We start from the raw sequence: 21,624 nt of genomic DNA, 5'->3' as shown, positions 1-21,624 counted from the left end.
TGAACTATACTGGTTTGGGCAAATCAATGCTTCTCCAGCACTGCCTCCATTTCCTCAACGTCCATCAATCCCTCAGCATTAACCCCCGTCAACCGCACATTCAGGGTTTCATTAATTAATAAGGGGTCATATTGCGCGACCACCCGGACATAGTTTTCGGTAAAGCCCAGCATTTGCCCGGCTGGCGTCGTCCCGGCGGCACTGTCTTCTTCAAACAGCACGGTTGCTTGGCGACCAACCTGTGCGTCGTAGAAGGCCCGGCGTTTCTTGTCCGACAGAATGTGCAGCATCTTCGACCGCTCGGCCCGCACATGACCCGGCACGATGGGCCTAATCGCCAACGCCGTTGTGTTGGGCCGCTCGGAGTAGGTGAATACATGCAGATACGACACCGGTAGTTCGTTCAGAAACAGGTACGTTTCTTTAAATTCTGCATCGGTTTCGCCGGGGTGGCCCACAATCACATCGACCCCAATGCAGGCATGGGGCATCAAAGCCTTGATTTTCAGCACACGGTCGGTGTAGAGTTCGCGCTTGTAGCGCCGACGCATCAGACCCAGCATCCGGTTGCTGCCCGATTGAAGCGGTACATGAAAATGCGGTACGAAGCGCTTCGAGCGGGCCACAAATTCGATAATTTCATCCGTCAGCAGGTTCGGCTCGATGCTCGAAATACGGAACCGCTCAATGCCGTCGACTTCGTCCAGTGCCTGTACCAGATCGAAAAACGTTTCCTGACGGTGGCCATCCAGCCCAGGGCCATTCGCCAGACCGAAATCGCCGATGTTAACGCCCGTCAGCACAATCTCTTTCACGGCAGCGGCCGACCGTCCGCGCTCAGCAATTTCGCGGGCGGCCTGCACAACATTGGCAACCGTATCGGAGCGGCTTTTGCCCCGCGCCAGTGGAATGGTGCAATAGGCACAGGGATAATCACAGCCGTCCTGCACCTTCAGAAACGTGCGCGTGCGGTCGTTGAGCGAATAGGCCGCATGGTAGTCGATGGCGTGTTCAATGGGCGAGTTGAACACCTGCGCGGGTTGGCCGGCTGGCACCTTCTCAAACGTCGGCATGAGTTCGTGCAGCCGAAATTTCTCGGCGGCCCCCAACACGGCATCAACGCCCGGTATCTCCGAAATTTCTTTCGGCTTCAGTTGCGCGTAACAGCCCAGAATGGCCACGTAGCCATCGGGATTAATTTTCTGGGCTTCGCGGACAATCTTCCGGCATTTTTTGTCGGCGTTGTCGGTCACGGAGCAGGTGTTGATAATAAAGATGTCAGGCTGCTGATTGAATTCCACGCGCTCGTAACCCTGCTGTTCCATCAGGCGGGCAAGGGTCGAGGTTTCGGAGAAGTTCAGTTTGCAGCCGAGTGTATAGAAAGCGACTTTTTTCACAGTACGTAATGTATCCGGCAAAAATACAAAAAAACGACGGTTCGGCGCTCCGGGAAGCGGGGGTGTTTAAGTACCGGACAGATTTGCTCCGCAATGAGGTATCCAGTAGCTTTTAACAGGGTTACAGGTTTTATTAACGTGTAATCCTGTTAAAGTATGCCTTCGTTACTCATTGAGACTATCGGTAGTTTTGCTTGTATTCTGACTTCTCAATTTATGCTAAACCACTCGCGAACCTCCCTCATTAGTAGCCTGTTCTTACTACTTGCCTTGTCGGTATCGGCGCAGCAGCAACCCGCCAGCGAAACCGTTGCCTATGGACCCGATTCGCAGCGGCAGCCGGGCGTTCCCAAAGGCAACATAACAAAGCATGTCTGGAAAAGTACGGTATTCCCGAACACCATTCGCGAATATTACCTCTACATACCGGCACAGTACGACGGGAAAAAACCGGCGGCTCTGATGATCTTTCAGGATGGTCATACCTATGTGAACGAGGATGGCGATTTTCGGGTGCCGGTGGTGTTCGACAACCTCATTCACCAGAAAGCCATGCCCGTTACAATTGGGCTGTTTATTAACCCCGGTCAGCATGGTACCGAAGTACCAAAAGAGCCTTTCCGGGCCGACAACCGCAGCTACGAGTACGATACGCTCACCAATCAGTATGCCCGGCTACTCATCGAAGAGTTGATTCCTGAAATCAGTAAAACCTATAAAGTAGCCGATTCGCCAACGATGCGGGCCATTGGCGGCATATCGTCGGGGGGTATTTGCGCGTTCACTGCCGCCTGGCAACGTCCCGACTATTTTCACAAAGTACTGAGTCACGTTGGCAGTTTTACGAACATCAAAGGTGGTCATGTCTACCCGTCGCTGATTCGCAAGGCACCCAAACGAAACATAAAAGTATTCCTGCAGGACGGCAGCAACGACCTCGATAACCCGCATGGTAACTGGTGGCTTGGTAACCTGCAAATGGATGCTGCCCTGAAATTCAGTAAGTACGACTACAGATTTGTTGGCGGTACAGGCGGGCATAACGGCAAACACGGTGGTTCCATTCTACCCGAATCACTACGGTGGTTGTGGAGTGATGTAATGGAACGCTGATTAGTATGATTACTATGCTTTACGCTGATAGAATCTTAGTGAACTATAGTAATCATACTAATCAGCCGGGGCCGCCCGTACTACGTTTCTATTTACTTTTGGGCTATCTATGCACTTGTTTTATCAGCCTCAACCTGTTCAGTTTCTTACTGAAGATGATTCGCGCCATGCCATCAAAACACTGCGCTTAGCCACTGGCGAGATTATTGCGGTTACAGATGGGCACGGAAACCGCCATGCTGCCGTTATTACCCAGGCCGACGCCCGGCGTTGCCAGTTTCGGATAACCGATACGCAAACATCGCCCCCACGACCATTTTCGGTTCGGCTGTGTGTGGCTCCGACCAAGAATCTGGACCGTATCGAGTGGTTTGTGGAGAAAGCTGTAGAGGTTGGCATCGAGCGAATCAGTTTCTTTTTCGGGCAGCATTCCGAACGCCGGGTCTTGAAATTAGAACGCCTGGAAAAGATTGCCGTTGCCGCCATGAAGCAGTCGTTGCAGTCCTATTTGCCGCAACTGGACGAGGCCGTGCCTTTTGGCGAACTGGTAAAAACAATAAATGAAAACCAACGGTTTATCGCTCATCTACCGGAGAATAAACCAAGTGTAAATCTGGCAAAATCTGCCACCGTAAATGGCCGGTACGCTGTATTGATTGGCCCGGAGGGTGACTTTTCGGAAAAAGAAATTCAACAGGCCGTTGCTGCCGGTTTTCAGATGGCAACGCTTGGTCCACACCGATTACGTACCGAAACGGCCGCGCTGACAGCCTGCCAGTTTCTGAATTTTATAAACACATGAAAAAACTCCTGCTTACGGTACTCCTTATTCATTGTTCATTATCCATTACCCAGGCTCAGTATGCGTACAAAATCGCCAAACTGAAATACAATGGCGGGGGCGACTGGTACGCGAACAAGACCTCCCTGCCAAACCTGATTAAGTTTGCCAATGCCAATCTGCGAATGAATATCTTTCCCGAAGAAGACATTGTGGAGCCGGGAAGCCCCGATATTTTCGGCTATCCGTTCGTACACATGACCGGGCATGGCAACGTGACCTTCAGCGATGCCGATGTGCAAAACCTGCGCCGATACCTGATGTCGGGCGGTTTTCTGCATATCGATGATAACTATGGGCTGGACAAGTTCATCCGGCGGGAGATGAAAAAGGTGTTTCCCGAACTCAGTTTTATCGAGTTGCCCTTTACGCATCCGGTTTATCACCAGAAGTTTAATTTTGCAACGGGCCTGCCCAAAATTCATGAACACGATGCCAAAGCGCCACAGGGATTCGGCCTGATTTACCAGGGACGACTGGTTTGCTTTTATAGCTATGAGTGTGACTTGGGCAACGGCTGGGAAGATCAGAGCGTTTACAACGACCCCGAACCCGTCCGGCAACAGGCGCTGCGAATGGGCGCCAATCTGCTGCAGTACGCAACCACGGTAATAAATTAATTTATTATAGAGTATTATTTGGGGAAAGCAAGCCAAACCGCCTTAAATTTCGTTAGTTTTGTAGGAGTATTCTTAGTTTGTAGTAATCTTCACCTTTTAATCAATCAAGATTGTGATTGTACTGGCCGCATTCATCGGACACTGGTATCTGTCCCTGTTCTGCCAAACATTTTTTCTGCATCGGTACTCGGCTCATAAGATGTTCTCAATGAGCAAATTCTGGGAGCGTTTTTTCTATGCCTTAACCTACCTGTCGCAAGGCTCGTCGTACTTAAGCCCGCGCGCCTATGCCGTGCTGCACCGGATGCACCATGCCTTCAGCGACACGGAAAAAGATCCGCACTCGCCCCATCACACGAAGAACATATTTACGATGATGTGGAAAACCAAAGATATTTATAACGCCGTTCTTCATCGTAAACAGCTTGTCGAGCGGCAATTTGACCGGAACTACCCGGAGTGGAATTTCATCGAAAAAGTTGGTGATTCGTGGGTATCGCGGGCAGGTTGGGGTGTGCTCTACAGCATATTCTACATCGTTGCTTTCCTGTATTTAGACATGCACTGGGCGTTTTTCTTCCTGTTGCCGGTGCATTTCGTGATGGGACCTGTACACGGCGCTATTATCAACTGGAGTGGGCATAAATACGGATATGCCAACTTCGACAATCAGGACAAGTCGAAAAATTCGCTGATTCTGGACGTGGTCATGATGGGCGAATTGTTTCAGAACAATCACCATAAACGCCCTAATTCGGCTAATTTTGGGGCAAAATGGTTTGAGTTCGACCCAACGTTTCCGCTAATCGGTATTCTCCATAAACTGCGGGTTGTTCGCCTGCGGCCATCGGCAGAAGCGAAAAAAGCGCAGTATGAAGTAGGCCACGACCGCTATGTTGAGGTTAACAGGGAAGTTGACGTGTAATAGTAACAGTCATAGTTGTCTAAAAAAAGGCTCCGATTAATCGGAGCCTTTTTTGTTATCAGTTCTGCGGGTTTCCACCCGCACTACAATAAAACATTTGCTATGTCGGCCCAGGATTTCACGCGCCGAAACTCCCGGTCGTCGCGGTTGTGGAGTGCATCGAATAGCAGCCCTTTGCCCTGAAACGTGCGGAGATTTCGGGGCATATCGTCAATCAGGTAGGTTGTATTCAGCACGCTTTTATCGCCCATAAAGATGTAGTTGCGCCACGAAATGGCCGGAAAGTGTTCCTGTAGCCAGTCCCATTTCTCCCGCAGCGAATTTGGAAATTCCTGAGCCGCCGAAGCCACGAAAACATCGTATTTTTTCATTAGCTCGGCGATAACCTCCTGAGCACCGTCCATTACCGGAATGTCCCGGAAAAAGCCCGGTTCATAGACGCGCTGCGATATGGCTCTGTATTCATCCTCGTCGAACAATTCGTGGAATGACTTCTCCCGGAGTTCTTCCAGCGTGTATCGGGGCATCTCGCCTTCCAGATACAACCGGATAAACTTGGCGTGGGTGTCGGCCATGACATCATCCATGTCTATGGCAATGCGTTTTCTCATATGCCCTAATCCCCAAATGGTTTTTTTTATTGGTCGAAAATACCGGTATGTGCTGAACATGGCCTGATTAAGTGCCCCCTATTGGCGTTGGGGGCTGAATTTTTCTAAGTAATCCCCAACGCGCCGGACAAACTGCCCACCCAGCGAACCGTCCACAACGCGATGGTCGTAGGAGTGCGACAAGAACATCAACTGCCGGATGCCGATAAAATCGCCCTGGGGCGTTTCAATGACCGCCGGTTTTTTGACAATTGCCCCAAAGGCCATAATGGCTACCTGGGGCTGCACGATAATGGGCGTTCCCATCAGATTGCCAAAGGTACCAATGTTAGAAATGGTGTAGGTGCCACCCACCAGGTCATCGGCGGTGAGCTTGTTCTCGCGGGCGCGTTTCGTCAGATCATTGACTTTTTTAGTCAGGCCGGTAAGATTGTACTGATCAGCCTGATGAATAACCGGCACAATCAGATTACCGTTGGGCAACGCCACTGCCATGCCGATGTTGATGGTTTTTTTGACCAGAATCGTATCACCTTCCACCGAAACATTTATCATTGGGAAGTCTTTAATGGCCTTGACAATGGCCTCGACCAGAATGGGCGTATAGGTCAGATTTTCGCCGGTTTGCTGCTTAAATCGATCTTTATTTTGATTGCGCCAGTCAACAATAGGTGTTACGTCGACTTCGACAAACGAGCTGACATGGGGCGAAATCTGCTTCGACTCGACCATGCGCTGAGCAATCAGTTTCCGCATCCGATCCATCTGAATGATGTCGGCCTGACCGTTTACGGAGCGGGAAGCAGCGGGCATAGTGCTCGGAGCCTGGGTGGATGCATTATTAGGCTCCCAGTTCCCAGCTCCCGGCTCCGTGCTCCGTACTCCCCTACCCGCCACATAAGCCAGAATATCTTTTTTCGTAACACGGTTGTCAGCGCCCGACCCAGGAATGCGGTCGAGTTCTACGCGTGAAATACCTTCCTCTTTAGCGATATTCAGGACCAGCGGTGAATAAAAACGGTTGTCTGGAACCGGTGTACTGTCTGTCAGGGTCGTCGCCGATACAGCAACTGCCTTCTCGGGTGAAGCCACCTGACGACTGCTCATGGCCGAAATGCTGGCTTCGAGTTCATCGGCCGCCGAACCTATCGCGGTTGTTTCCTCAATAAAATTAGCTGCCTCTACGCTCTCCGGCTCAGCAGGAACGTTGGCACTATCGCCAATGCCTTTGGGTATCTGGCTGGCGTCGTCCGGGGCGTTTTTCGCCGGGTCTGACTCATTCGCAACCGCTTCTTCTGTTTCAATTCGCGCAATGGGTGCCCCAACAGCGACTACGTCACCGTCATTCACTAAAATTTCTTTCAGGATGCCATGTTGCGGAGCTGGCACTTCTGTATCTACTTTATCAGTCGCCACTTCCAGTACTGATTCGTCGGCTTCAATCCGGTCGCCGGGCTGTTTAAGCCAGGCAATAACCGTGCATTCCATTATACTTTCGCCCATTTTGGGCATTATCATGTCGATGAGAGCCATGTCTTTTTAATGAATAATGGATAATGAATAATGTACAATGAGCAGCGAATTATTATCCATTGTATAGTATTCATTATTCATTCGTTTAGTAACTCTTCCCGCAGCATATTCAGTACATAGGTTGTGGTTAGCTGAATATTCTGGTCGCGGTACTGGCCGAGTTTGAGCAGGCGCGTAACGGTGCGCCGGTTGGTGGCGCAGGCTATCCAGATCGTGCCAACGGGTTTGTCGGGCGTGCCGCCGTCGGGTCCGGCAATGCCGCTCGTAGCAATACCAACGTTTGTGCCCAGTGCCCGTCGAACGCCCTCGGCCATTTGCCGGATGGTTTCTTCACTCACGGCACCAAATTGCTCCAGCGTTTCGGGCCGGACACCCAATGTGCTCACTTTAACGGCGTTACTATAGCTGACAACCCCCCCCCAGAAATAAGCCGATGCCCCCGGCACCTTCGTAATCTGGGCCGACACATAGCCTCCAGTACAACTCTCGGCCACACCTAACGTAAGGTTCTGGTCTTTCAAGAGCGTTCCAACAACGTTTTCGAGTTCATCATTATCGAAACCAAACACGTTTTTTTCAATCAGCGGCATCACCTTATCTACCTGTTCTGCTAATTCGCTATCCAGTTGGGCATTGTTATCGCCGGTGGCCGTCAGTCGCAATTTCACCCCGCCAAAACTAGGCAGATACGCCAGTTTAATGTGCTCAGGCAGGGCATCTTCCCAGGCCTCGATGCGTTCAGCCAGAAACGATTCGCCAAGGCCAACCGTCCGAATCATTTTGTGCTTGATAATTGGAGCCTGGAAGTGTTGAGTTAGTTTCGGCAGAATTCGGTTCGACATAAGGTGTTTCATCTCGAACGGAACACCCGGCAACGACACGTACACACGCCCTTCATGCTCGAACCACATGCCCGGCGCGGTTCCCCAGTCATTCTGGATATAAATTGCGTTGGCGGGCAGGTCGGCCTGAGCGCGGTTGATTTCGGTTATTTCGCGACCCCGTTTCTCAAAAAAACTCGTTACCAACGCCAGCGCGGTTTCATTACGAACCATGCCGACCCCAAAATAGGTACAGAGCGTTTTCTTGGTAATGTCGTCTTTGGTTGGCCCCAGCCCACCCGTAATGATAATAATATCGGCGCGTTGGTGCGCTTCGTGCAGGCTTTGCAGAATGGCATCGACCTGGTCGCCCACCGACGTTTTACGGACAACCCGAATGCCGATATTCGTTAATTCGGTACCAATCCAGGCCGTATTGGTGTCAATAATCTGCCCGAACAAAATTTCGTCGCCGATGGTAATCACTTCGGCACGGATGGTAGTAGTCATTTTCGTTACGTGGAGCGCTATGTCCAGTCTTAATAGAGCCAACGTGATAGGCTTTAAACCTTTACTTTGGAAAGCGGTCAAAAGTACGAAAAAACGATTTAGGGCCATTGACCGTTATGACATGGCAACCTGATTAATTTGACGATGAAGAAAAAAGTTCTTACTGCCGCCTTGCTGGCCCTGGCTATCAGCACCACCAGTTTCGCCCAGGACTCCACCCGCCGGGATACAACCACAACGGCAACTCCCCCTCAGAAGCCATCGGGCGGGAGTATTTTTGGTAAAATACTGGAAGCCGTAACGCAACCCTCTGCCGGCACATTTGGCAGTTTGAGCAACAGCGATATTGCCACAGGTCTGCGCGAAGCCCTGCGTATTGGCGCCAGCAACGGCGCTACCCAGGCATCGAAGCTAGATGGGTATTTTAAAAACCCCTTGCTGAAAATCGCTTTTCCGCCCGAAGCCCAGAAGGTGGCCAGCAAACTTCGGCAATTAGGGTTTACCAAGCAGGTCGATCAGTTTGAGCTGTCGCTCAATCGGGCCGCCGAAGATGCGGCTAAAAAAGCCGCACCCGTGTTTGTGAAGGCCATCACGTCGATGAGTATTCAGGATGCGGTAGGAATTTTACGGGGCCAGAATGATGCCGCCACCCAGTACCTACGCCGGACGTCGGGCCAGCAGTTGGTGAGTGAGTTTACGCCGATTATTGACAGTACCCTGAAGAAGAATAACGCAACGCGCTATTACAGTTCGCTGGTGAATACCTACAACCAACTGCCGTTTGTGCAGAAAGTGAACCCAAACCTAACCGAGTACGCGACCGGCAAGGCCGTTGACGGACTATTTATTCTGGTAGCGCAGGAAGAAAAGAAAATTCGCGAAAATCCTGCCGCACGGGTATCTGATATATTGAAACGGGTATTTGGAAGCCGGTAAAGCAGCGCGGGTGGAAACCCGCGCTGCTCTCGTTCACCTCTCCATAAACGAATCGTTGTTGATGTACTCCAGCTTGTTGTTCCAGACCAGCGCAATTTGAGTCGCTCGCTGCCGCACCTGCTCGGCGGTTTCGCCGATAAACTTCTCGGTGAGCGTTTCGGAAAACAACTGTAGCCAACACTCAAAATGGTCGCTGGTAAGGGTATGTTTTTGGTTGACAAGCAGATGCGGGTGAAATGGATGCCCATCGTAAGCATTGTTTCCCAGAATGATTGTTTCCCAGAAGGCGTACATTTTGGGCAGGTGCTTCGACCAGTCAACCTGCGCTACATCCGTAAAAATGGGACCAATGAGCGGGTCGGCCTGCACTTTCCCGTAAAACGAGTCCACCAGAAATCGGACAGCTTCCGGCGAATCGAGCGTTCTCTTTAACATGGCAATGGGTTTACCTAAAGAACGGCAAATCATACCGAAAACGTTTCGGCATACTGCTCAGGTTTAAACCCCAACGCCACAATGTTGCCGTTTGCTTCAATTAATGGCCGCCGAATTACGGACGGCCTTTCGAGCATCAGGGCAAGGGCCCCTTCGGCATCGGTAGGTTTTTCGGCATCGGGTAGTTGCCGCCAGGTCATGCCCGCCCGATTGACTAAGTCCGCCCAGGGCTTTTGGGTGAGCCAGTGTTCAATCGTTTTCCGATCAATACCCTGTTTTTTATAGTCATAGAAATGATAATCAACCTGATGGTCGGCCAGCCAGACACGGGCTTTTTTCATGGTATCGCAGTTGGGAATGCCGTATAAAGTGTACATGATGTTGGGTTGCTTTAGCGCGAAAGTACAGAGAATTTGTCTTGTCAATTTGAGAAAGGATTACTGGCCCGGTAATTTTAGGGGAGCAGATTTCCACCCGCGTTCCGTATTTTTGTGTCTATGAAAAAATCAGATATTCATTTTTCGGTCGAGTTAGATAATCAGAATATTCCCGAAAAAATCTACTGGGACGCTACCGAAAACCCGAACGAAGGCCTGAGCGATACGCGGGCCATTGCTGTTTCAATCTGGGATCACTACCACAACAGCACGCTTAAAATTGACCTCTGGACGAAAGACATGGACGTGGTAGACATGAAACGCTTCCTGATTGAGATGATGAGCGGCCTTGCCGATACGGCCATAAACGCAACGGGTGATAAGCACATGGCCGCCGACATTGAAAATACCTGCAGCGTGTTGAGCAAGCGACTCGAAGTGGAAATCAACCAGCAAAAGCAGCAGCAACAATAAGTGCCTGGGTAGTTGACTAATACCACACCATCAGATTGGCCGTTAATTTGCTGATGCCCGTATATCCATCGACTTTAGTTTATGAAAAAGATTCTCTTGCTGCTTTTTGTAGCAAACATAACCCTCGCTCAAAAAGGGGGAATTCAGTTTAAGGAAACGTCGGTTGAGAACGTGTTTCAGGAGGCTCGCCGGGCTGGCAAACCGGTATTTATCGAAATTTACTCGCCTACTTGCCATACGTGTCAGAGTTTCATACCAACACTGGCCGACAGCCGGGTTGGCAAATTCTACAACGCTAAGTTCCTAAGCACTAAAATAGACATTGCTCAACCGGCAACGCGGGCATTTCTGGATAGCCGTCGGTTATACGTGCCCTCGCTGCCGCTGTTTCTCTATTTCGACCCGCAACGGAACCTGATTCACTTCGCCATGAGCAACAACTCAACCGACGAGGTAATCCGGCACGGCACGAATGCACTCAATCCGCAGGTTCGGAGTCAGACCATGAAAGCCCGCTACCAGCAGGGCGAACGGTCGGCAAATTTCCTGATCGATTATGCCATGTTTGGTCGCATTACCAAAGACACCGTTGCCAACATAGCAGCCATGAACGAGTACGCCCGTCAGCAGTCGCCTGCTATGTATGCAAACCAGACCAACTGGCTGGCGCTGCAAAAATTGGTGCTGGATTTCGAGAATCCCATGTTTCAGTACATGCTGGGTCATCTGGAGACCTATCGTAAAGCGTATGGCGCGGAGCCAACTCAGCAAGTGGCTGAAAACATTCTGATGTCATCGCTCTTTAGCGGCCGGGGCGCACAGTTTCCGGTGGCCAAAATTTTACAGGTCCGGCAGGATTTAGCCAAAATTGGCATCGACCAGAAAGTGGCGGCCAATCGGACGCTGCTGCCCGAAGTGAATGCGTATTTTCGCGCCCGGCAAACGGCCAAAGCCGTCGAACGAATGGATAATCAGGTGAACGCCAATCAATTAACGGTACCTGAATACCTCTATATTTCGCGGCTTTTCAACCGCAGCAGCCCCGATGCCGTAGATGCACCTACCGTAGTGAAGTGGGTAAATAAAGGACTCGCGTTGAAACCCGCTCCAAAAGATCAGGCTGATCTATATTTTGAACTAGCTGAAGCCTACCGCCGGGATGGCAAAACCAACGACGCCCAGAGAGCCGCCCAAAAATCAATGGAACTGGCGCAGGCCAGCCGATTAGACACCCGCCGGAATGTGGAGCAGATGGGGAAACTGAAATAATTTGTAGTTTGCTGACGAATAGTTGCTTTCGCACGGTCCGCCGTTGCGGTCAGCCAACTACAAACCTCAAACTATAAACTTCAAACTTATTTTTGAAATACTGGCCGGGTAAACGGCGGCTGAAGCAGGAGGTGAAACGCATTTTCGTCGCCGAGAGAAACGGCCCGGCGGAGATCGTTCTCGGCCTGGGGAAGTTGCCGTACCTGAATACGGGCTAATGCACGCCAGCGATACGCATCGGGCTTTTCATCCCGGAAATGCCAGACCGCTTTATCGAACTCCCGAAACGCCTGCTGAAATTCGTTCGTATTGTAATACGCAATTCCCCGATCTAAATAGCAGTCGGCCAGCGTGTTATCACGATTAATAGCTTGGGTCAAATCATAAATCGCCGAGAAATAGTTTTCCTGAACGAGTTGACACTTGCCCCGATAGGCATAGGCAATGGCTGATTTGGGATATTGCCGAACGGCCTCGTCGAAATAATGGTGCGCTTCGATGAAGAGACGGTTATTGACTAAATCAATTCCTTTCCGAAGCTTTTTTCGGTCTTTATCGGCAACGGTATCGTGGTCCACCAAATAATACCGAATGGTGAGATAAACTCCAAAAAGCAGACTTATCAGCACAACCTCCATATCTCTCAGTCTGTTTTCTAACCTTGCGAATTTAAACGTTTCTGGCTTTTTGGTCAAGCTTTCTGCTCAGATTAATTGTGCCTGAGCAGCCTTGGGCAAACTTTTCCGGACGAGTTCATACGAATGATCAATCCACTCCTGAACGGCTGAACTTCGCACACTCCCATCAATAGTTACTGTGTTCCAGTGCGTTTTATTCATGTGGTAACCTGGTGTTACGGCAGTATGTTCTTCCCGCAGTTGCACGGCCCGCTCCGGGTCACACTTCAGGTTAATAGACGTCGGGCGGCTTTCGGTGTCTAACAGGGCAAACATCTTCCCACCAACCTTAAATACCAGTGCGCTCCCACCAAACGGAAACGATTCGGTGACGTGCGGTTTGGCCATGCAATAGTCGCGTAACGTCTCGGTGTTCATCGGGTGCAGTGGCGAACGGTGTAAACGAGTATGGCAAATAGAAACATCACGATCGAAATCCGGTTGATGCCGTGCATCATCCGCAGATTTACATTGGTCGGGTGATTGGGATCCGGCTTGCGAAATACGCGAAAAAAATACGCGAACACAGGGCCAATTTTAAGGTAATCAATGAATTTGTTCACGAGTGATTAATGTATAATGTATACTGAAAGAATGAATAATAGATAACGTGCGTCCGTAAAATAGTAATCAGTGTCCATCATACATTTTACATTCTTCATTATACATTCACCAAACCTGGCTCAATCCAGCGATTGTCTTCGCGGATGAGTTCAATAAGTTCATCGACGGCTCGGTCAGCAGGAACCGATTTCTTGATCACCTGCTGCCCACGGTACAGGGCAATCTTGTCGCGGCCAATGCCCACATACCCATAGTCGGCATCGGCCATTTCGCCCGGCCCATTGACGATACAGCCCATAATCCCGATTTTAACCCCTTTCAAATGGTCGGTGCGCTGACGAATATGAGCCGTTGTTTCCTGCAAATCGAACAGCGTTCGTCCACACGACGGACAGGATATATACTCCGTTTTGGTAATCCGCGTTCGTGCCGCCTGCAAAATGCCAAATGCCAGGTTGTTTAGTGCTTTTAACTGATTGATTTCCGGTTTGTCAGGGGCCGACAGCATAATGCCATCGCCCAGCCCATCAATCAACAAACCACCTACATCGGTAGCGGCATAGAGCGGAACATCTTCGTCGGGTACAGTTGCGTAGCCACGCTGGATGACAACGGGTATTGTCAGGCCACGACTTAGCAGCTCAACAAACAGTCGGCGCAGTTCGGGCATAGCGTGAGCATTGGCCGTCGACATGAGCAACACAACTGTTTTGTCGGTTTGCAGGGTAGCCAATAACTCATCGGATACTTCGGGAAGCGATACCCGAACGAAAGTCAATCGGCTATGGAGTTGGTCAGATGCCGAACGAGCTATTAAATACGCATTGGCAGCTAACAGCGGAAACGTGTTGGCCTGATCGGAAACGGTTTTCCAGACGGCATAGTCCAAAATCTGCTTCAGGCCATTGGGTAACATGAATTCCGCCGGGTGCGAACCCGTATAGATATAGTCAGCGCCGAGGTCGTTCATCCGCCACTTATCCGGTTCGGGCAGGTAAAAATGACCAACCGGATGTAAAACGCTATGCTCTGTAACCGGCACCTGACTGAAATCAGCAAGTACCCGCGGCACGTTCTGACCACCAAAATTGATAACCTCGTGTGTAGCTCGCCGGGCGTACTGAAACGGATTGATGGGGTATGTCGTAATCGCAGGAATTGACGCACTCGCAATCGATCGGTTTGTATAACGGTCAATCAGGGCCTGCGCCACCGGAGCTTCCCGTTCGGGTTCTTCAGTGAGCGAAACGCGGACCGTATCGCCGATGCCATCTTCGAGCAGGGTGCCAATGCCCAACGCTGATTTTATGCGTCCGTCTTCGGCTTCGCCCGCTTCGGTTACGCCCAAATGCAGCGGATACGGCTTCAAGCCTTCTTCGTCTAAGCGTTGCACCAACAGCCGATACGCCTGCACCATCACCTGCGGATTGCTCGATTTCATCGAGAGAACAATGTTGTAATAGTGCTCATCTTCGCAAATCCGCAAAAACTCCAGCGCCGACTCGACCATACCAACGGGTGTGTCGCCGTAGCGGCTCAGAATCCGGTCGGACAGAGAGCCGTGGTTAGTGCCAATTCGCATGGCCGTACCGTATTCTTTACAGATGTGCACCAGTGGGAGAAACTTCGCCCGAATCCGCTCCAGTTCGGCAGCATAGGCGGCATCAGTATAGTCGATGAACTCAAAGCGTTTGCGGTCGGCGTAATTACCGGGATTGATGCGAACTTTCTCGACAATCCGGGCGGCCAGTTCAGCCGCATTGGGCGTGAAGTGAATATCTGCCACAAGCGGTGTTGTGTAGCCGCGTGCCCGCAATTCTTTCCGAATATTTTCCAGATTCTGCGCTTCCTTCACGCTCGGGGCTGTAATGCGAATGTACTCGCACCCGGCCTCAATCATGCGAATGCTTTGTTCCACCGAGCCGGCCGTATCCATTGTGTCAATGGTTGTCATCGACTGCACCCGGATTGGATAGTCGGACCCCAGTGGCACATCGCCAATGTTGACTGTGATGGTTTTCCGGCGAATGTACTGCGTCAGCGAAGGCGTATAGAGAACAGGAGAATCAGGCCGCTCCGGCGTACCGGTCTCGACGAATAAGAAAGGAGAAAGCAGCGAATCGGGCATACAAGTAGCGGCAGGGCCGTTTGACACAGGCAAAGGTACAGAAAAAGCAGTTTTTCGGTTTCTTGCCTGTTCACCTGGAAAACGTTAGGTTCACGCTAAATGTTCGCTTGTTGGCCATTCAATTGCTATTGATTTATAGCTTGACAATGAAGCCGTTAGGCCGAAAACTAAAAACAATAAACAGTGTAATGAGGTTAAAATCGGTGAGTACTGTAAACAAATTCACAACCTGTAGCTAACAACGTCATGAAAACCAACCTATTAGCTGTTTTTGCGCTTACTTTTTTACTTACTGCCGGCGCTTATGCCCAGGATGTAACGACCATGAGTAAAAAAGAAATGCGTCGGCAGGAGCGTGCCGAGCGCAAAGCCCGCGTCAAAGAAGACCTCAAAAATGCGGGTCAGAATGTAGGCGATGCCGCTTCAGAGGCAGGCCAGGGAGCCAAGCGAAAAGCGAAAGTTGCGGGTGAGGCTGTTGAAAAAGGTGCCCGGAAAACAGGCGAAGCTGTTAATAAAGGATTAGACAAAGCCGAGAACGCAATTGTTACCGAAGCCGACAAAATCAAAGCCAACCGCGATTCGTCGCGGGCACAGAAAGCCCGTCGGGACTCGTTGTGATTCATAGTCTGCGACTATACCATACCGGTTTAAAACCCGACGCAGTCGGTCAAAAACATTGTGCCGGGTTTTAAACCGGTATGGATTTACCTACTCCAATTTGGCCTCAACCTTCGCGTACTTGCCCCGCCAGTGTTTCCACCGTTTGTGAGACCATAACCAGTCGGACGGATTGGCCCGGATGGTATCTTCGAGCAGGTCGCGGTAGCGTTCCATGATAGCGCCCAAAGGCAGGTCGGCATAAGGCGGATCGGCAACAAGCCTGAATGTTACTTCATAATAGCCCCGGCGCACCCGCACAATATCGAAATAAAAAACGGCTAATTTCCGGCTGCGAGCCAGCCGTTCGGCGCCCGGATAAAAGGGTGAGTCGCGGTGTAGAAAATCCGTCCAGTACGCCTGCTCCGGCACATCGGGAACCTGATCGGCTACCAATCCAATAATGCGGGGAACGTGCCTGCGGGCAACCATGTGGCGGGGCAGGGTGTTCATAGGTACGGGAGCAGCGCCAAAACTTGACCGAATGTGCCGTACCAATTCCTCGAAAAATGAATTTGTCAGGGGTTTGTAGATACTATCGACCGGCATATCATTCAGGACCAGCGACCCCGGAACCCACTCCCAGTTTCCCTGATGCGAACTCATACCAACAATGGTTTCTCCAGCTTTGATTCTATCCTGAATCAGTCTGATGTTTGGGAACGTAACGCGCTGCTGAATCTCGGCCGGGGCGAAACTGGGCAGTTTGATAACTTCAACGATTAAGTCCGCAAAATTTCGATAGAACCCTTTGGCAATCAGCCCGATATCGGCGGGTGACTTCTCAGGAAACGAAAGTCTCAAGTTCTCCAGAATGACCTGTCGGCGGTACCGCACCACATAAAGCAATAAAAAGTACAAGAAATCGGCCAGGGCGTATAGTAAGCCCAGTGGCAATCTCGACAGCAAGCGAAAGACTATCATTCAGGAACAGATAGGCCCTTATCAAACAAAACCGATGTTTTGTCGGGCGATGGCCTAAAATTAAATTTATAAAATCAATTGATGGTATTGATTTTTTGCTTTATTTGTGAACGGATACAATTTTGACTTATTGGAAAAATACCAACCAGCGTCTCATTATACAGATTTACTCATAGACCTGCATTATTTACCCTGTTTAGACTATATCTCAGGGATTATGCAGTTCGGGCGAATTCATATAGAGGCTCAGGAGCATTATCAGAAGCAAAGTTACAGAAATCGCTGCTACGTTCGGACGGCGAATAAGGTCGATACCCTGACTGTACCCGTGCAACAGGGAACGCACCATCAGCCGATTCGGGATCTGCGGGTGGCTACCGACCGGCTCTGGCAGGCCCACCATTGGCGATGCCTGCAGGCAGCTTACGGGAAAGCGCCGTTTTTTGAGTACTACGCGCCCGATGTCGAGCCCTTGTACCGAAAAAACTGGACGTTTTTGTTCGATTTAAATTACGAGTTGCTGACAATTTGTCTGAAACTATTGCGAATAACGGTAGTACTGAACCTGACAGAATGGTACGAACGAACCCCGTCAGTCGGCCTATATGACGCTCGGTCAGTATTGAATCCACGGAATAGAAAGGAATCGTATGTATTCCACCAGCCCACACCCTATCAACAAAATTTTGGCGAGAATTTTGAGCCAAATTTAAGTATAATAGACCTGTTGTTCTGCCAGGGACCGGCCGCTTCGGACGTGTTGCTGACTGGTCTTCGGGAGTGAACAAATCCTTAAAACTCTTCGTTAGGCCAGTATAGGTCAGGCTTACCTAAGGAGACCCTAAAACGAATGGAAGCAAAATTCTCAAACCGCGTCAAGGAAGTCATCACGCTCAGTCGGGAAGAAGCCTTACGCTTAGGCCACGATTACATTGGCACAGAACACCTGTTGCTGGGTATGATTCGTGAAGGTGAGGGTGTAGCGGTCGGGTTGCTCAAGAAACTGGGCATCTCGCTCGATGAACTCCGGGTCACTATTGAACAGGCAACGAAAGGAACGGCGACCAATAACGTGAAAAATCTGGCGAATATTCCGCTGACCCGTCAGTCGGAAAAGACGCTGAAGATCACCTATTTGGAAGCTAAGATCTTCAAAAGCCCGCTCATTGGTACGGAGCACCTGTTACTGTCGATTCTGCGTGATGAAGACAATGTCGCCACGCAGATTCTCAATAAGTTTAATGTTAATTACGAAGTCATTAAAGAGATGCTGGAATATCAATCTACGGGAAGCAGCCCCACAATGGCGAGCGATACCGACGATGACGATAACGACCGGGGTATGTTTGGTGGCAGCAGTTCCAGTTCGGGTAAAGACCCCAAAGGTTCTGAAAAATCGCGGACACCAGTCCTGGACAACTTTGGCCGCGACCTCACTAAGCTCGCCGAAGTCGGCAAACTCGACCCCATTGTTGGGCGCGAGAAAGAAATCGAACGCGTGGCGCAGATTCTAAGCCGCCGGAAGAAAAACAACCCCATTCTGATTGGTGAGCCGGGTGTGGGCAAAACCGCTATCGCCGAAGGGCTGGCCCTGCGAATCGTGCAGAAAAAAGTCTCGCGGGTGCTGTTCGGCAAGCGCGTCGTTACGCTCGATCTGGCGTCGCTGGTGGCCGGTACAAAATACCGGGGTCAGTTTGAAGAGCGGATGAAGGCCGTTATGAACGAGCTGGAAAAATCGCCGGAGGTCATTCTGTTCATCGACGAACTTCACACCATCGTGGGGGCGGGCGGTGCATCAGGTTCGCTCGACGCATCGAACATGTTCAAACCGGCGCTGGCTCGGGGCGACATTCAATGCATAGGTGCGACAACCCTCGACGAATACCGGCAGTATATTGAGAAAGATGGCGCCCTGGCCCGTCGTTTTCAAATGGTTATGGTCGACGCCACGTCGATTGACGAAACCATCGAAATTCTGAACAACATCAAGGATAAATACGAAGATCACCACCACGTTAACTACACCAAAGAAGCTATCGACGCTGCGGTAAAGTTGTCGGAACGGTATATATCGGACCGGTTTCTGCCCGACAAAGCCATCGACGTGATGGACGAAGTGGGCGCCCGCGTACACATCTCAAACATCACGGTTCCCGAAGATATTCTGAAACTTGAAGAGCAGATTGAGAATATCAAGAAGGAGAAAAACCAGGTTGTTAAGAGTCAGAAGTACGAAGAAGCTGCTCAATTACGCGATAAGGAAAAACGCCTGATCGATCAGCTTGACCGCGCTAAACAACTCTGGGAAGAAGATACCAAGAAGCGTCGCTATACGGTCAACGAAGAGAACGTAGCTGAAGTGGTGGCGATGATGACGGGCATTCCCGTTACGAGCGTGTCGAACGACGAGGGCAAGAAACTCATCAACATGGGCGAGGAACTGAAAGGCCGGGTTATTGGTCAGCAGTCGGCCATCGACAAGTTGGTGAAAGCCATTCAGCGGACGCGCGTTGGCCTGAAAGACCCCAAAAAACCAATTGGTTCGTTTATCTTCCTCGGCCCCACGGGTGTAGGCAAGACCGAATTAGCCAAAGTACTGGCAACTTACCTCTTCGATAAAGACGATGCGCTGGTGCGAATCGACATGTCGGAATACATGGAGAAGTTCAGCGTCAGCCGGTTAGTTGGTGCCCCTCCGGGCTACGTTGGCTACGAAGAAGGTGGTCAGTTAACGGAAAAAATTCGCCGTAAGCCTTACAGCGTTGTGCTGCTGGATGAAATCGAGAAAGCGCACCCGGATGTCTTCAACATTCTGCTGCAGGTACTCGATGATGGCATCCTGACCGATGGCTTAGGCCGCCGGGTGGATTTCCGCAACACGATCATCATCATGACCTCAAACATCGGGGTTCGTGACCTAAAAGACTTCGGTGCCGGTATTGGTTTTGCCACCAAAAAAACACCCGAGACTCAGGATGATCTGATGAAGAGCACAATTCAGAGCGCCCTTCGGAAAGCGTTCTCGCCGGAATTCCTGAATCGTTTGGACGATGTGATTGTGTTCAACTCGCTCCTGCGCGAAGATATTCACAAAATCATCGACCTGATGCTGGGTAAATTGCTGGGCCGCGTAACCAACCTCGGATACAAAGTCGAACTGACGGAGAAGTCGAAAGATTTCCTGGCAGAAAAAGGGTATGACCCGCAGTATGGTGCCCGCCCGTTGAGCCGTGCTATCCAGCGTTATCTTGAAGACCCCGTTGCCGAAGAAATTCTGAAAGGGGAACTGAAAGAAGGGGACGTAATTATGGCCGACTATTCCGGCGAAGGCGAAACGCTGACGATCACAGTGAAAAAGCCCGAAGCCGTTGTGGAGTAAGAAGTCGTACAGTTAGCTGAGGTTATCAAACAAAAAAGCCGAACGGAAACGTTCGGCTTTTTTTATACCTGTATCTATCTCCTTATATTAAGCAACGATCCATTAGTATCGGTCTTACACGACATGAAATGAAATTCAGAAAAGCTATTAGAAAAGATCTTCCATTGATTATACAGATGATGGCCGATGATAAACTTGGTCAACTAAGGGAAGCCTATAGCGACCCTCTACCTGAAATGTACTATGACGCATTTACGAAGATCAATGCTGATCCAAATCAGGAGTTAATAGTGCTTGAGAATGAGCAGAACCAATTAATTGGAACACTACAATTGAGTTTTATTCAATACCTCACATATCAGGGCGGCATTCGGGCACAAATTGAGGCCGTTCGGATTAGAAAAGACCAGCGTGGCGAGGGTGTTGGGCAAAAAATGGTTGAGTGGGCAATCAACAGAGCGAAGGAGCGAAAGGCCCATTTAATACAACTAACTACGGATAAACAGCGACCCGAAGCCGTCCATTTTTATGAGAGGCTTGGATTCGTGGCTTCACACGAAGGCACGAAATTTCATTTTTAGGGTAAGCAACTAATTGTATCTTAGCGCAATCAACCAAGTAGTGCACACTATACGTTAAAACTATGCAATTAGTCGCTCGTTTGCTCATTGGCCTTGTCGCCATCGAACACATCTACATTTTATGGCTGGAAATGTTCGCCTGGACAACCCAGGGCCGTAAAACGTTTCGATCATTTCCGCCTGATCTATTTGAGCCAACCAAGTCGCTGGCGGCCAATCAGGGGTTATACAATGGTTTTTTAGCCGCCGGTCTGATCTGGTCGCTGCTCATTGAGGACACTGTCTGGAGCCGGAATATAGCCTGTTTCTTTTTAGGATGCGTTATTGTGGCCGGTATTTTTGGGGCGCTAACAGCGCAGAAGTCTATCTTTTATGTTCAGGCGCTCCCGGCAATTCTGGCCTTGTTAGTTGTTTTGTTCGCTTAAACACAACACTCCTTATGATACAAGAAACAGGAACAAAAGAAAATCCCTGGCAACTTAAAACGCCATCCGGCACATCGGACTATGTCATGTATAAAGATGAAAAAGACGCTAATGACATTTTAGTCTGCGTAGTCGGGAAGACTGTTCTGCACTATAACTATCGCTGTATCACCGATTTGCACACTATGTTAAAACAACACGGCGACTGGATGGAACTTGGCGCTGCTGATGAACAAAAACCCGCTAAAGAAGGAACGGTTGAAGCCTGGGGACGAACACCTGGAAATCCAGCAGGTGGCTGGTATGGCTTAAAAAAGGGGTTGCGGGGCCGGCTGGGTATGTATTTACCCCCGTTGCTGGAAGTCCTGGGGCTGGCCGAAGTTGAGCATAATCCCAAAAATAATCGCATGAGAGCGTTATAAACGAT

24 protein-coding genes are annotated in these 21,624 nt (G+C 50.2%); 13 read left to right on the top strand and 11 right to left on the bottom strand.

Annotation, left to right across the window (positions count from 1 at the left end):
- Positions 1-23: 23 nt before the first annotated feature.
- Complete coding sequence (gene mtaB, locus ACYVI1_RS05010) at positions 24-1,397, bottom strand: tRNA (N(6)-L-threonylcarbamoyladenosine(37)-C(2))-methylthiotransferase MtaB (protein ID WP_460907400.1); 1,374 nt, start codon at positions 1,395-1,397, stop codon at positions 24-26.
- Between the two features lie 156 nt (positions 1,398-1,553).
- Here mtaB and ACYVI1_RS05005 point away from each other — a divergent pair, with 156 nt between their 5' ends.
- The 4 genes from ACYVI1_RS05005 (at position 1,554) to ACYVI1_RS04990 (ending at position 4,896) form a co-directional block, all read left to right on the top strand.
- A complete protein-coding gene (locus ACYVI1_RS05005; protein ID WP_460907398.1) occupies positions 1,554-2,510 on the top strand; it encodes an alpha/beta hydrolase in 957 nt (318 codons plus the stop codon).
- 109 nt (positions 2,511-2,619) lie between these two features.
- Positions 2,620-3,312 carry a 16S rRNA (uracil(1498)-N(3))-methyltransferase gene (locus tag ACYVI1_RS05000; protein ID WP_460907396.1) on the top strand — a complete coding sequence of 231 codons (693 nt, stop codon included), beginning with the start codon at positions 2,620-2,622 and terminating at the stop codon, positions 3,310-3,312.
- Complete coding sequence (locus ACYVI1_RS04995; RefSeq protein ID WP_460907394.1) at positions 3,309-3,971, top strand: DUF4159 domain-containing protein; 663 nt, start codon at positions 3,309-3,311, stop codon at positions 3,969-3,971. The genes ACYVI1_RS05000 and ACYVI1_RS04995 overlap by 4 nt, the downstream gene beginning before the upstream one ends.
- A gap of 112 nt (positions 3,972-4,083) precedes the next feature.
- Positions 4,084-4,896, top strand: a complete 813-nt coding sequence (locus ACYVI1_RS04990; RefSeq protein ID WP_460907392.1) for an acyl-CoA desaturase — start codon at positions 4,084-4,086, stop codon at positions 4,894-4,896.
- An 83-nt stretch (positions 4,897-4,979) separates the two neighbouring features.
- Here the strand turns inward: ACYVI1_RS04990 and ACYVI1_RS04985 are convergent, their stop codons facing one another.
- The 3 genes from ACYVI1_RS04985 to ACYVI1_RS04975 form a co-directional block, all read right to left on the bottom strand.
- Positions 4,980-5,507 carry a 5' nucleotidase, NT5C type gene (locus tag ACYVI1_RS04985; protein WP_460907390.1) on the bottom strand — a complete coding sequence of 176 codons (528 nt, stop codon included), beginning with the start codon at positions 5,505-5,507 and terminating at the stop codon, positions 4,980-4,982.
- Between the two features lie 78 nt (positions 5,508-5,585).
- Complete coding sequence (locus tag ACYVI1_RS04980) at positions 5,586-7,040, bottom strand: dihydrolipoamide acetyltransferase family protein (RefSeq protein ID WP_460907388.1); 1,455 nt, start codon at positions 7,038-7,040, stop codon at positions 5,586-5,588.
- A gap of 77 nt (positions 7,041-7,117) precedes the next feature.
- Positions 7,118-8,371, bottom strand: a complete 1,254-nt coding sequence (locus tag ACYVI1_RS04975) for a competence/damage-inducible protein A (protein ID WP_460907386.1) — start codon at positions 8,369-8,371, stop codon at positions 7,118-7,120.
- A 144-nt stretch (positions 8,372-8,515) separates the two neighbouring features.
- On the opposite strand from ACYVI1_RS04975, the gene ACYVI1_RS04970 reads away from it, so the two are divergent.
- Positions 8,516-9,307 carry a DUF4197 domain-containing protein gene (locus ACYVI1_RS04970; protein ID WP_460907384.1) on the top strand — a complete coding sequence of 264 codons (792 nt, stop codon included), beginning with the start codon at positions 8,516-8,518 and terminating at the stop codon, positions 9,305-9,307.
- A gap of 33 nt (positions 9,308-9,340) precedes the next feature.
- On the opposite strand, the gene ACYVI1_RS04965 is transcribed toward ACYVI1_RS04970, so the two are convergent.
- Entirely contained in the window at positions 9,341-9,742 is a 402-nt protein-coding gene (locus tag ACYVI1_RS04965) for a group III truncated hemoglobin (protein WP_460907382.1), read from the bottom strand.
- Between the two features lie 29 nt (positions 9,743-9,771).
- On the bottom strand, positions 9,772-10,119 hold the full coding sequence (locus ACYVI1_RS04960; RefSeq protein WP_460907380.1) for an ArsC family reductase: 348 nt from the start codon (positions 10,117-10,119) through the stop codon (positions 9,772-9,774).
- A gap of 120 nt (positions 10,120-10,239) precedes the next feature.
- Here ACYVI1_RS04960 and gldC point away from each other — a divergent pair, with 120 nt between their 5' ends.
- Positions 10,240-10,593 (top strand): gliding motility protein GldC, encoded by a 354-nt coding sequence (gldC, locus tag ACYVI1_RS04955; protein WP_460907378.1) that lies wholly within the window; start codon positions 10,240-10,242, stop codon positions 10,591-10,593.
- 81 nt (positions 10,594-10,674) lie between these two features.
- A complete protein-coding gene (locus ACYVI1_RS04950; RefSeq protein WP_460907376.1) occupies positions 10,675-11,862 on the top strand; it encodes a thioredoxin family protein in 1,188 nt (395 codons plus the stop codon).
- Between the two features lie 86 nt (positions 11,863-11,948).
- Here ACYVI1_RS04950 and ACYVI1_RS04945 read toward each other — a convergent pair whose 3' ends face one another.
- The 4 genes from ACYVI1_RS04945 to ispG form a co-directional block, all read right to left on the bottom strand.
- Entirely contained in the window at positions 11,949-12,500 is a 552-nt protein-coding gene (locus ACYVI1_RS04945) for a tetratricopeptide repeat protein (RefSeq protein WP_460907374.1), read from the bottom strand.
- A gap of 66 nt (positions 12,501-12,566) precedes the next feature.
- On the bottom strand, positions 12,567-12,917 hold the full coding sequence (locus ACYVI1_RS04940; RefSeq protein ID WP_460907372.1) for an MmcQ/YjbR family DNA-binding protein: 351 nt from the start codon (positions 12,915-12,917) through the stop codon (positions 12,567-12,569).
- The gene (locus ACYVI1_RS04935) at positions 12,914-13,102 is read right to left on the bottom strand and encodes a DUF6728 family protein (RefSeq protein WP_460907370.1); all 189 of its coding nucleotides are present in this window, start codon (positions 13,100-13,102) and stop codon (positions 12,914-12,916) included. Before ACYVI1_RS04935 ends, ACYVI1_RS04940 begins: the two co-directional genes overlap by 4 nt.
- A 98-nt stretch (positions 13,103-13,200) precedes the next feature.
- Entirely contained in the window at positions 13,201-15,231 is a 2,031-nt protein-coding gene (gene ispG, locus ACYVI1_RS04930) for a (E)-4-hydroxy-3-methylbut-2-enyl-diphosphate synthase (protein ID WP_460907368.1), read from the bottom strand.
- 246 nt (positions 15,232-15,477) lie between these two features.
- Here ispG and ACYVI1_RS04925 point away from each other — a divergent pair, with 246 nt between their 5' ends.
- Positions 15,478-15,849 carry a hypothetical protein gene (locus ACYVI1_RS04925; protein WP_460907366.1) on the top strand — a complete coding sequence of 124 codons (372 nt, stop codon included), beginning with the start codon at positions 15,478-15,480 and terminating at the stop codon, positions 15,847-15,849.
- 90 nt (positions 15,850-15,939) lie between these two features.
- On the opposite strand, the gene ACYVI1_RS04920 is transcribed toward ACYVI1_RS04925, so the two are convergent.
- Positions 15,940-16,812 (bottom strand): lysophospholipid acyltransferase family protein, encoded by an 873-nt coding sequence (locus ACYVI1_RS04920; RefSeq protein WP_460907364.1) that lies wholly within the window; start codon positions 16,810-16,812, stop codon positions 15,940-15,942.
- Positions 16,813-17,029: 217 nt separating this feature from the next.
- Between ACYVI1_RS04920 and ACYVI1_RS04915 the strand changes: the two genes are divergently transcribed.
- The 5 genes from ACYVI1_RS04915 (at position 17,030) to ACYVI1_RS04895 (ending at position 21,619) form a co-directional block, all read left to right on the top strand.
- Positions 17,030-17,596 (top strand): WbqC family protein, encoded by a 567-nt coding sequence (locus tag ACYVI1_RS04915; protein WP_460907362.1) that lies wholly within the window; start codon positions 17,030-17,032, stop codon positions 17,594-17,596.
- Positions 17,597-17,662: 66 nt separating this feature from the next.
- Positions 17,663-20,191 (top strand): ATP-dependent Clp protease ATP-binding subunit, encoded by a 2,529-nt coding sequence (locus ACYVI1_RS04910; RefSeq protein ID WP_460907360.1) that lies wholly within the window; start codon positions 17,663-17,665, stop codon positions 20,189-20,191.
- Between the two features lie 128 nt (positions 20,192-20,319).
- Complete coding sequence (locus ACYVI1_RS04905) at positions 20,320-20,772, top strand: GNAT family N-acetyltransferase (RefSeq protein WP_460907358.1); 453 nt, start codon at positions 20,320-20,322, stop codon at positions 20,770-20,772.
- Positions 20,773-20,834: 62 nt separating this feature from the next.
- Complete coding sequence (locus tag ACYVI1_RS04900) at positions 20,835-21,197, top strand: DUF1304 domain-containing protein (RefSeq protein ID WP_460907356.1); 363 nt, start codon at positions 20,835-20,837, stop codon at positions 21,195-21,197.
- A 14-nt stretch (positions 21,198-21,211) separates the two neighbouring features.
- Positions 21,212-21,619, top strand: a complete 408-nt coding sequence (locus ACYVI1_RS04895; RefSeq protein WP_460907354.1) for a DUF6855 family protein — start codon at positions 21,212-21,214, stop codon at positions 21,617-21,619.
- The last annotated feature ends 5 nt before the right edge of the window (positions 21,620-21,624 follow it).

Source organism: Spirosoma areae, from assembly GCF_054781775.1.
Note: the sequence above shows the minus strand (reverse complement) of the source record. Positions and strands in the feature narration are given on the sequence as shown.

Excerpts from the sequence above, each read along its gene's own strand:
- ACYVI1_RS05005 (WP_460907398.1), top strand. The coding sequence starts at position 1,554 with ATGCCTTCGTTACTCATTGAGACTATCGGTAGTTTTGCTTGTATTCTG.
- ACYVI1_RS05000 (WP_460907396.1), top strand. The coding sequence starts at position 2,620 with ATGCACTTGTTTTATCAGCCTCAACCTGTTCAGTTTCTTACTGAAGAT.
- ACYVI1_RS04995 (WP_460907394.1), top strand. The coding sequence starts at position 3,309 with ATGAAAAAACTCCTGCTTACGGTACTCCTTATTCATTGTTCATTATCC.
- ACYVI1_RS04985 (WP_460907390.1), bottom strand. The coding sequence starts at position 5,507 with ATGAGAAAACGCATTGCCATAGACATGGATGATGTCATGGCCGACACC.
- ACYVI1_RS04980 (WP_460907388.1), bottom strand. The coding sequence starts at position 7,040 with ATGGCTCTCATCGACATGATAATGCCCAAAATGGGCGAAAGTATAATG.
- ACYVI1_RS04975 (WP_460907386.1), bottom strand. The coding sequence starts at position 8,371 with ATGACTACTACCATCCGTGCCGAAGTGATTACCATCGGCGACGAAATT.
- ACYVI1_RS04970 (WP_460907384.1), top strand. The coding sequence starts at position 8,516 with ATGAAGAAAAAAGTTCTTACTGCCGCCTTGCTGGCCCTGGCTATCAGC.
- ACYVI1_RS04965 (WP_460907382.1), bottom strand. The coding sequence starts at position 9,742 with ATGTTAAAGAGAACGCTCGATTCGCCGGAAGCTGTCCGATTTCTGGTG.
- ACYVI1_RS04960 (WP_460907380.1), bottom strand. The coding sequence starts at position 10,119 with ATGTACACTTTATACGGCATTCCCAACTGCGATACCATGAAAAAAGCC.
- gldC (WP_460907378.1), top strand. The coding sequence starts at position 10,240 with ATGAAAAAATCAGATATTCATTTTTCGGTCGAGTTAGATAATCAGAAT.
- ACYVI1_RS04950 (WP_460907376.1), top strand. The coding sequence starts at position 10,675 with ATGAAAAAGATTCTCTTGCTGCTTTTTGTAGCAAACATAACCCTCGCT.
- ACYVI1_RS04945 (WP_460907374.1), bottom strand. The coding sequence starts at position 12,500 with ATGGAGGTTGTGCTGATAAGTCTGCTTTTTGGAGTTTATCTCACCATT.
- ACYVI1_RS04940 (WP_460907372.1), bottom strand. The coding sequence starts at position 12,917 with ATGAACACCGAGACGTTACGCGACTATTGCATGGCCAAACCGCACGTC.
- ispG (WP_460907368.1), bottom strand. The coding sequence starts at position 15,231 with ATGCCCGATTCGCTGCTTTCTCCTTTCTTATTCGTCGAGACCGGTACG.
- ACYVI1_RS04925 (WP_460907366.1), top strand. The coding sequence starts at position 15,478 with ATGAAAACCAACCTATTAGCTGTTTTTGCGCTTACTTTTTTACTTACT.
- ACYVI1_RS04920 (WP_460907364.1), bottom strand. The coding sequence starts at position 16,812 with ATGATAGTCTTTCGCTTGCTGTCGAGATTGCCACTGGGCTTACTATAC.
- ACYVI1_RS04915 (WP_460907362.1), top strand. The coding sequence starts at position 17,030 with ATGCAGTTCGGGCGAATTCATATAGAGGCTCAGGAGCATTATCAGAAG.
- ACYVI1_RS04910 (WP_460907360.1), top strand. The coding sequence starts at position 17,663 with ATGGAAGCAAAATTCTCAAACCGCGTCAAGGAAGTCATCACGCTCAGT.
- ACYVI1_RS04905 (WP_460907358.1), top strand. The coding sequence starts at position 20,320 with ATGAAATTCAGAAAAGCTATTAGAAAAGATCTTCCATTGATTATACAG.
- ACYVI1_RS04900 (WP_460907356.1), top strand. The coding sequence starts at position 20,835 with ATGCAATTAGTCGCTCGTTTGCTCATTGGCCTTGTCGCCATCGAACAC.
- ACYVI1_RS04895 (WP_460907354.1), top strand. The coding sequence starts at position 21,212 with ATGATACAAGAAACAGGAACAAAAGAAAATCCCTGGCAACTTAAAACG.